This window comes from Xanthobacter autotrophicus (assembly GCF_030015065.1).
Lineage (GTDB): Bacteria > Pseudomonadota > Alphaproteobacteria > Rhizobiales > Xanthobacteraceae > Xanthobacter > Xanthobacter autotrophicus_D.
In genome coordinates this window covers 1-5,805 of record NZ_JAIVFN010000181.1, presented here as the reverse complement: position 1 = coordinate 5,805, position 5,805 = coordinate 1, and the positions used below count along the sequence as shown (strand labels likewise).

Sequence of the window (5,805 nt, the reverse complement as noted above, 5' to 3'; positions counted from 1 at the left end):
CCCATGCCCCCCTCGACGGCACCGCCATCACCGCACGCCTGAAAGAGCTCGCCGCCTTCTCGGACGTGCCGGGTGAACTGACCCGCCTCACCCTCACCCCCGCCCACAAGCGCGCCGCCGCGCAGGTGTCCTACTGGATGCGCGAGGCCGGCCTCACCCAGGTCCACATGGATGCCACCGGCACCATCATCGGGCGCTATCCGGCGGATCGCGCCAATGCGAAGACCCTGCTCATCGGCTCCCACATCGACACGGTCCGCAACGCCGGCATCTATGACGGCAACCTGGGGGTGCTGACCGCCATCGCTGCGGTGGAGGCGCTCAACGCCCAGGGCATCCGCCTGCCGTTCGCCATCGAGGTGGCGGCCTTCGCCGACGAGGAGGGCGTGCGCTTCCTCTCCACCCTCACCTCGTCCAAGGCCGTGGCCGGCATCTTCGATCCCAAGAGCCTCGACGACGTGGACCCGCAAGGTATCTCCCGCGCCGAGGCGCTGCGCTCCTTCGGCGCGCCGGTGGAGCGCATCGCCGAATGCCGCCGCAACCCGGACGACATGCTCGGCTATGTGGAAGTGCATATCGAGCAGGGGCCGGTGCTGGAGGCGGCGGGCGCGCCGCTGGGCATCGTCACCGGCATCGCCGGGGCGTCGCGCGGGCATGTCCGCGTGCGCGGGGAGGCGGGCCATTCCGGCACCCTGCCCATGCCCATGCGCCATGACGCGCTGGCCGCCGCCGCCGAGATGATCCTCGCCGTGGAAGCCCGCGGCCGGACCGATGCGGATGCCCTCGTCGCCACCGTGGGCACGCTGATCATCGCCGGCAGCGCGGTGAATGTGGTACCAGGCGAGGTGCAGTTCTCCCTCGACGTGCGCACCCTCTCCGACGACCTGCGCCGGCGCGCGGTCGAGGACATCCGCACGGCGGTGGCGCAGATCGCGGCCCGGCGCGGCGTGCGCGCCAGCGTGGATATCGGCCACGAGGTGCCCGCCGCCCCCTGCCACGGGCCGCTGAAGGAGCGGATGGCGCAGGTGGTGGACAGCCTCGGGCTTCCCGTGGTGCGCCTGCCCTCCGGCGCGGGCCACGATGCCATGGTGTTCCGGGGCATCCTGGCCATTGCCATGCTGTTCGTGCGGTCGCAGAACGGCAGCCACAACCCGCGCGAATACGCCTCGCCCGCCGATATCGGCCTTGCCGCCGAAGCGCTCTATGCCTTCCTCATAAAGACCGCAGCGGAGATGTGAGCGCAAGCGGGCCGGGACAAAACGGGCTTGCACGCTCCGTCGAGGTCCGGCTCGTCCGGGCGTCCCCGTTCCGCAGCGGCCCGGCAGGCCGATGACCCTTGGACGAAACCGCGCCGCCTTCAGGAATCCCCATGCCCGCCCAGGATCTCCTCGGCGCTGAACTTGTAGGACCGGCCGCAGAATTCGCAGGTGACGGCGACGTTGCCGTCATCCTGGATCATGCCGCGCCGCTCCTCGCCGGAAAAGGAGGCGAGCACGCCCGACACCCGCTCGCGCGAGCAGGAGCAGTGGGCCGCCACCGGCAGCGGCTCGAACACGCGCACCCCCCGCTCATGGAACAGGCGGTAGAGCAGCCGCTCGCTGGAGAGGTCGCGGTCGATCAGTTCCACGTCTTCCAGCGTGCCCACCAGCGAGCGCGCCTCGACCCAGGCGTCGTCCTCGTCCACCGCGTGGGGCGCGGTGCCCTCCGGCGCATCGCCCGGCGCAAGGTCCGCCATGCGGGAGCGCGAGGCATCCTGCGGCAGGAACTGGGCCAGAAGCCCGCCGGCGCGCCACGACGACGATGCCCCACCGGCCTTCATCTCCTCGCCGACGGCGAGGCGCACGCGGGTGGGGATCTGCTCGGACTGCTGGAAATATTCGTGCGCGGCCTCCTCCAGGCCCGACCCGTCCAGCGCGACGACGCCCTGGTAGCGGTTGGCCGAGATGCCCTGGTCGATGGTCATGGCGAGATGGCCGCGCCCGATGAGGGCGGCGGGCGAGCTCTCGTTGCGCCGCTCGGCCTCGGCCAGCGCCTCCTTGTCGAAGCGGGCATAGGCGCGGATCTTGTCGGGGCTGACGAAGTCCGCCACCACCATGTCCACCGGCCCGTCGGTCTGGGTCTGCAGGATGAAGCGGCCCTCGAACTTCAGCGATGAGCCCAGCAACACGGCCAGGGTCACCGCCTCGCCCACCACGCGCTTCACCGCCGGGGGGTAGTCATGGTGCGCCAGCACGGCATCCAGCGTCGCGCCGAGACGCACGGTGCGCCCGCGCAGGTCCAGCGCATCCACCTGGAAGGCGGTGACCATGTCGTCCTGCGCCGCCTCGGCCGCGGCCCGGCGCGTGCCGCCATGCTTCTCGCCGCGGGACTTCTCGCCGCTCATGGGATCTCCTCGGAACGATGGGCCGGGCATGGGCGCCCCCCGCCAAGACATGGCCCAGAGGCGACCCCGGCCCGGGATAGATGAGCCGGCATATAGGCATCCGGCCGCACCGGCGGAAGGGAGCCGCCGGGGAATGGGACCGGATCGGCCGGACGCCGGCGCCACATCAGCGCTCCACCCGGAACCCTTCGTTCCCGTCGGACGCGGATCCGCCTCCATTCAAAGGGATAGGGGCAATTCCCCGATCGGATCGCGCTCTTTCTTGAGTTTAGAGGGCGATTCACCGAGCAAATTGAACCAATTTGCTCGGATCGCGCTCTAATCGCCCGCGGCGTGGAAGCACCAGGCCAGGATGCCCTTTTGGGCATGCAGCCGGTTCTCCGCCTCGTCGAACACCACCGACTGCGGCCCGTCCATCACCTCGTCGCTCACCTCCTCGCCGCGATGGGCGGGCAGGCAATGCATGAAGATGGCGTCCTTGTCGGCGCGCGCCATGAGGGCGCTGTTCACCTGGTAGGGCTTCAGCAGGTTGTGGCGGCGCTCCGCCTCCTTGTCGCCCATGGAGACCCAGGTGTCGGTGACGACGCAGTCCACGCCCTCCACCGCCTCCTCGGGATCGCGCATGAACTTCACCTTCGCCTTGGTGCGCTTGACGAAGTCCTTCAGCGCCTGGCGCGGCGACAGCTCCTTCGGGGTGGCGACCCTGAGCGAGAAATCGAAGCGCTGGGCGGCGTGGACCCACGAGGCCAGCACGTTGTTGGCATCGCCCGTCCAGGCCACCGAGCGGCCCTGGATATTGCCCTTGTGCTCCTCGAAGGTCAGCACGTCCGCCATCACCTGGCAGGGATGGGAGATGCGCGTCAGCCCGTTGATCACCGGCACGGTGGCGTGCTTGGCCAGTTCGGTGAGGTCGTCATGATCGAGGATGCGGATCATGATGGCGTCCACGAAGCGCGACAGCACGCGGGCGGTGTCGGCGATGGTCTCGCCGCGGCCGAGCTGCATCTCCTGGCCGGTGAGCATGATGGTCTCGCCGCCGAGCTGGCGCATGGCGAGGTCGAAGGACACGCGGGTGCGGGTGGACGGCTTGTCGAACACCATGGCGAGCGTCTTGCCCGCCAGCGGACGGTCCACCTCGCCGGCCTTGCGCCGGGCCTTGAGGTCCTTGGAAAAATCGAGAACCCGGCGCAATTCCTCCGCCGGGATCTCGGACAGGTCCAGAAAATGGCGCACGCCGTTCCCCCTCATTCCGCCGCTCCCTGCACCGGAGCGGCGACGAGGCGGTCCTCGATGCGCCGGCAGGCGGCTTCGATCTTCTCCGCGGCGATGCCCACCTCCTCCTCGCTCACGATGAGCGGGGGCAGGAGCCGCACCACGTTGTCGCTGGCGCCGGGCGCGAGCATCCCCTCCTCGCGCAGGACCGTGACCAGATCGGCGGCCGGCACGGCACAGCGCAGGCCCAAGAGCAGGCCCTGCCCGCGCACCTCGGCGATCACGGACGGATGCCGGTCCCGGATCTCGGCGAGGCGCTGCACGAGCCGCGTCGACATGGCGTTCACGTGGTCGAGGAAGCCCTCGGCGAGCACGAGGTCGAGCACCGCATTGCCCACCGCCATGGCGAGCGGGTTGCCGCCATAGGTGGAGCCGTGGGTGCCGAGGGTCATGCCCTTGGCCGCCTCCTCGGTGGCCAGGCACGCCCCCATGGGGAAGCCGCCGCCGATGCCCTTGGCCACCGCCATGATGTCCGGGGTGACGCCGACCCATTCGTGGGCGAACAGCTTGCCGGTGCGCCCGACCCCGCACTGCACCTCGTCGAGGACGAGGAGGAGGCCCTTCTCGTCGCACAGATCGCGCAGGCCCTTGAGGAAGCCTGACGGGGGAACGCGCACGCCTCCCTCGCCCTGCACCGGCTCCACCAGGATGGCGGCGGTCTCAGGCGTCACGGCGGCGCGGGCCGCGTCGAGGTCGCCGAAGGGCACCTGGTCGAAGCCGGGCATGGCCGGCTCGAAACCTTCGAGATACTTGGCGTTGCCGCCGGCGGCGATGGTCGCCAGGGTGCGGCCGTGGAAGGCACCCTCGAAGGTGATGATGCGGTTCTTCTCGGGATGGCCGCTGGCGAACTGATACTTGCGGGCCATCTTGATGGCGCACTCGATGGCTTCCGCACCCGAATTGGTGAAGAACATGGTGTCCGCGAAAGTCGCGGCCTTGATGCGGTCGGCGAGCCGTTCGCCGCCGGGAATGCGGAAGAGATTGGACGTGTGCCACAGCTTCCTCGCCTGCTCGGAGAGCGCATCGGCGAGATAGGGGTGGGCATGGCCCAGCACGTTCACCGCGATGCCGGCGGTGAAATCGAGAAAGCGTCGCCCGTCCGTCGTGACGAGCCAGCAGCCCTCCCCCCGTTCGAATTCGAGGTCGATGCGCGCATAGGTCGGCAGAACGGCGGTGATCACTTCATTCCTCCCAAAAAGGGTTCGTTCCCCTTGAGGTGGCACTGGTTGACGAACAAGACGCGACAGTCGGGCCGCGTCCCAAACAAAAAAGGCCGCCCAAGCGGGGGGCGGCCCGACGGCTGGGATTCTAATGATCATGCGCGCGAGGTCAACTCGTGCGCGGCCGCGGCCCGGCCTTGACCTTGCGCATATTTTCCCCGCGCGCGTTCCGGCAAAGGAACCGGCGGGTTAACGAAGCCTTAAGGAGCTGGGGAAAACGGCCTTGACGCCATTGCCGACTCTGTTGCGCGCACCTGCCATATTGTAGGTTCTCTTCCGTCAGCCACGAGATGTCGTGCGCAGAGGACGCCAGGGACGAATTCCAGGACCTTCAAAGCCGGGCAAGGCCCGCGCGCGGATGCGTGCGGGAGCGTGGAGGGAGTCCGGCTTCAAACGCCACCCCCCGGTGACGGGAAGGCTGGATGCAACCGGGCCTGGGCGGGCTGCACCCCGCCTGACCGGCGGATCTGGCTCTAACGAGTTGGCGCGCCACGCGTATTCAGGCGCCCTGGAGTTGCACCCGGCGAACCTCGCCGGGCGCCGTCCAGCCTGAACGGGCCTTGGACCCACCCACGCGACGCCGGCGGATGCCGGTGCCGGTGGCTTTCAAATGCGGCAAATGGAGAAGAGCGATGAGCTGGACAGACGAGCGCGTCGAACTCTTGAAGAAGCTCTGGAGCGAAGGCCTCTCCGCGAGCCAGATTGCAACTGAACTGGGCGAGGTCACCCGCAATGCGGTGATCGGCAAGGTGCACCGGCTGGGCCTGTCCGGCCGCGCCAAGTCGCCGGCCCCGACGCCGGCCCGCCCGCGCAGCAAGACCGAGCGGCCGGAACGGCCCGAGGCCCGTCCGCACCGCCCGGCCACCATCGGCAACACCGCCCTCGCGGCGGAGCCGGAGGAGATGCCGGAGGAAGCCCCGGCCCCCGCCC

The 5,805-nt window shown here is 69.4% G+C and carries 5 protein-coding genes; 2 read left to right on the top strand and 3 right to left on the bottom strand.

The window, feature by feature from the left end; genetic code table 11:
- Nucleotides 1-1,238 (top strand): allantoate amidohydrolase (locus tag K9U40_RS21630; protein WP_282892181.1); only part of this gene is annotated, 1,238 nt, incomplete at its 5' end.
- A gap of 119 nt (nucleotides 1,239-1,357) precedes the next feature.
- On the opposite strand, the gene K9U40_RS21625 is transcribed toward K9U40_RS21630, so the two are convergent.
- The 3 genes from K9U40_RS21625 to K9U40_RS21615 form a co-directional block, all read right to left on the bottom strand.
- Nucleotides 1,358-2,383, bottom strand: coding sequence for an Hsp33 family molecular chaperone (locus K9U40_RS21625; RefSeq protein WP_282892180.1), 1,026 nt, complete (start codon nucleotides 2,381-2,383; stop codon nucleotides 1,358-1,360).
- A 318-nt stretch (nucleotides 2,384-2,701) separates the two neighbouring features.
- Nucleotides 2,702-3,631 (bottom strand): ornithine carbamoyltransferase, encoded by a 930-nt coding sequence (gene argF / locus K9U40_RS21620; protein ID WP_282892179.1) that lies wholly within the window; start codon nucleotides 3,629-3,631, stop codon nucleotides 2,702-2,704.
- Complete coding sequence (locus K9U40_RS21615; RefSeq protein ID WP_282892178.1) at nucleotides 3,628-4,836, bottom strand: aspartate aminotransferase family protein; 1,209 nt, start codon at nucleotides 4,834-4,836, stop codon at nucleotides 3,628-3,630. Before K9U40_RS21615 ends, argF begins: the two co-directional genes overlap by 4 nt.
- A 671-nt stretch (nucleotides 4,837-5,507) precedes the next feature.
- Here K9U40_RS21615 and K9U40_RS21610 point away from each other — a divergent pair.
- A partial coding sequence (locus K9U40_RS21610) for a GcrA family cell cycle regulator (RefSeq protein ID WP_282892177.1) occupies nucleotides 5,508-5,805 on the top strand: 298 nt, incomplete at its 3' end.